The 3,582-nt window shown below is 71.1% G+C and carries 1 protein-coding gene; it reads right to left on the reverse strand.

Features of this window, described 5'->3' with window-relative positions; all coding sequences use genetic code 11:
- Positions 1-117: 117 nt before the first annotated feature.
- Positions 118-3,582: BREX system serine/threonine kinase PglW (pglW, locus tag NFW05_RS09555; protein ID WP_295305594.1), on the reverse strand; the 3,465-nt coding region annotated here is incomplete at its 5' end.

Raw genomic sequence — 3,582 nt, forward strand, 5'->3', positions numbered from 1 at the left:
GACAACGACAACGACAACGATTTCGACAACGACAACGACAACGACAACGATTTCGGCAACGACAACGATTTCGACAACGATTTCGGCAACGACGACGGAAAATGGTCGGTGGTGAGGTCAAGCACGGTGTTTGTTCTCCACCCAGGCCTGCGCCAGCGCCAGCGTTCGGCTGTTCTGGAGGTTGTTGACGATCGGGACCGGGACGCCGTCGATGACCGGCAGGCCCTGGTGGGTGGTCGGCAGCAGCAGCCACAAAGCCGGGGTGTGGCCCGGGCGCCCGGCGTGTTCTTCGATCTCGGTGATCAGGGTCATCAGGTCGTAGCGGGCGAGCAGGCCGGCGCTGACCAGCAGGATCGGCGCGGGGCCCTGCAGCAGCGCGGCGCGCAGCGTGGGCAGCGTTCGCTGCACCAGTCGCTGCAGGTTGCTCCAGTGCCGGCTGCCGCGGTCGGCGGCGTCGGCCTCGAGGACGACGTTCCAGTCGACCCGGGCGGCCCTGGCCTGCTCACGCAGGGCGCCGAGCAGCAGTGCGTCGAAGTTCACGCGCTGCAGTGGCGCGGGCCGAGTGTCGGGCCGGCCGAAGCGGCGCAGCAGCTCCGTTTCGGCTCGACGGGCGAGGCGTGGAGAAACGGTCAGCGCGAGCAGGCCTCCATCGTGGAGGCTGCGCTGGAGCCGTTGCTCGCTCGTGGCGGCGTCGGCGAGTTCGCCACCGGAGTCTTCGCCGACGGCGCGCACGCTGAGCGAGGTGGTGTGGTGGGAGAACGCCGTGGTCGTGCCGGCCGTCTGCGCGCTGCCCAGGGTCACGAGCCGGTACGCGCCGGCGCCTTCCGCGGCTGCGGCGTCCCAGGCGAGCGGTGCGCCGGCTTCTTCGAGCATCCGGTCGAGCTCGGGGCGCCCCGGCAGGGGGGCGGCTTCCGGGTAGCGGCCGCGTACGCGGTCCTGGATCTCGCGCGGGAGCAGTTGCGGCGCGCCGACCAGGGCGCCCAGGGACTGGCGCAGCGCCTGCAGCGGCGCCATGCCGCGGGGGTAGATCTCCTGGCGGCTGGACAGCGCGGCCTTGCGCGACGCGGAGGCGGCCAGACGCAGCAGCCGGGTGGGCGACGGCGCGGCAGCGGCTGCGCCGTCGGCAGCCGGCGCTGCGGGCAGGGGAACGCCTTCGAGCGTTTCGAGCACCCGCGGCGGCGGGAGCAGCGGGTCGGCGAGGGCGCAGGCGTCGGCGGCGGCGCCGAGCTGGCGGGCGTAGTCGGCCCAGGCCGATGCGCTGGCGAACTGCGAACAGGCGACGAGCGCGCACGGCCGGTGGTCGAACGCCTCGAAGCGCGGCTGCTCGAGATGCGACTCCGCTTCGACCGCGGCGCGCAGCACGGCGCCGGCCTGGCGCAGCCGCTCGGCGTCGTCCTGCGCCGCGCAGCCGCGCAGCGCGAGCAGGGCCATGGCGGCCTCGAAGGCGCTCATCACCTGGCCCTGGCTGCGCAGCAGGGCGTCCAGCTGCTGGCGCAACTCGGTGAATGCGGGGTTCCTGAGCCAGCGTTGGCGGGCCTTGATCAGCGCGGCGGTCAGTGTGCCCCGGTCGACCCGATTGGCTTGCGCCGATTCGCCGAGCGTCGGCCAGGGGCCGGCCGGGACGCTGTCGTCGAGCCCGAGGTAGTGGGCGAGGGCGGCTTCCTCGGGCCGGTCATCGCCGGCCGGGCGGCGCGGCAGCAGTTGCGCCGCGAGTTCATTGACGCTGACCGCGCCGCCGGCTTCCTCGTCGGCGTCGTGCGCGGTGCTGCGGCCCTGGGTGAGGTCGGGCCGCAGGCGGGCGAGTTCCTTGGCGGTGAGGCGAATCTCCTTGCGGATCCTGTCACCGACGCCGCGCAGGTAGCGGAAGCGGATGCGGTCGACGGCGAGCAGTTCGCGGGCGTTGTGGATGCCCATGCGCTCGAGGACGTCCTGCGCTTCGAGGCCGTAGCCGAGCTCGGCCATCGTGGTGAGCGGGGTGGCGGTCATGGCGATCGCCGCCAGGCCCTGCGCCGCGCCCGCCTCGCCGGGATGAACCGTCTGGCGAGCGGCGAAGATCGCCCGCCAGGCGCGCAGCATGTCTTCGGCGTTGTCGAAGCGCTCGCGCCAGGCGCGCTTCAGCGCCTTCGAGAAGAACGCGGTGAAGCCTTCGCGGGTGACCGGGTCGAAGACGTCGCTCTCGATGGTCGCCTCGACGTCGAGCATCGCCGGCGAGGTCTGGCCGTCGCCCCAGACCGGCGGCTGGCCGACGGCCATCTCGTAGAGCGTGACGGCCAGCGCGAAGCGCTCGGCGTAGAGGTCCCAGCGCGGCGGACGGCGCAGCGAGAGGAACGGGTCGAGGTACGGGTGCGTGCCGGCGCTGACGTTGTCGGCCGGCGTGCGGCACAGCGAGAAGTCGAAGAGCACCAGTTGCAGTTTGCCGCTGCGGTTCTCGGCGATGCCGATGTTCTCGGGCTTGATGTCGCGGTGGGCGACGCCTTCGGCTTCGAGGTGGTTGACCGCTTCGATCAGCTCCTCGCCGAAGCGCTGCAGCATGTCCAGCGACAGGCGCCCCTCGTCCTTAAGCTTCTCGGCCATCGTCCGGCTGCCGGCGCTCCTGAGCAGCAGGGCCGTGCGGCCGGCGACGCTGATCGTCTCGCGGTGGGCGACGATGTTCTGGTGATGCAGCCGTGCGAGCACCTCGCCCTCGGCGGCGAGGCGGTCGTTATGCGCGACGTCGCAGGCGACCTTGAGCACCTGCTCTTCGTCGCTGCCGTCCCTGCGCACCAGCAGCACATCGCTCGAGGAGCCGCGGCCCAGGCGCTTGACGACGGTGAAGCCGCCGTCCAGGCGATCGCCGGTGCTGGCGACGCTGGGGTCGATGGTGACTTCGGGGTCGGGGGTGGTGAGTTCGTCCTCGACGCGATCGAGGTCGTCGAGGAAGTCCTGAACCGTGTCGTAGCGGGCGAGCACGTCGGGGCAGGTGGCGAACTGGATCAGATCCTGCTGCCGGGCGCCGCAGCCGTCGATCACGTCGGACAGGCGCAGGCCCTGGCCGACGCGCAGCTTCTCGGCCAGCTCGAGCACCGATTCGGCGGGCGGCTGGCCACTGAACAGCTGGTAGGCGATGCAGCCGAGCGAGAACACGTCCAGGCCCGGGCCTTGGGCGGGGTCGGCGCGGGTGGTTTCCGGGGCGAGGTAGATCATCCCCGGGTCTTCGACGTAGTCTTCGACGTGGCGGGTGCCCGTCGTGCGGTGTATGGTGTACGGCGACGCCGAATCGCCAACGTTGCGCGAGCCTGTCTGCCAGTTCATCAAACGCGGCCGGGATGCCCCGCTGGCGAAGTCGTCGACGAGGATGCTCTGCGGCCCCAGAGCGCGGTGATAGAGGCGCTTCGCGTGCGCGTACTTGAGCGTCTCGGCGATGTCGCGAACGAGTTGCAGGCGCTGGGTGACCGAGAGATCCGTGCCGTGGTCGCGGAGAAGGTGATCGAGTCGCCGGGCCCTGGGGTCGTGATCGAAGATCAGCGCCGGGCCGAGTTCGGTCTCCTTGTAGTCCTTGACCTTCAGGATGCCGGGGTGGTCGATGCCTTCGAGGATCTCGAA

The organism is Accumulibacter sp., from assembly GCF_023806625.1.
Lineage (GTDB): Bacteria > Pseudomonadota > Gammaproteobacteria > Burkholderiales > Rhodocyclaceae > Accumulibacter.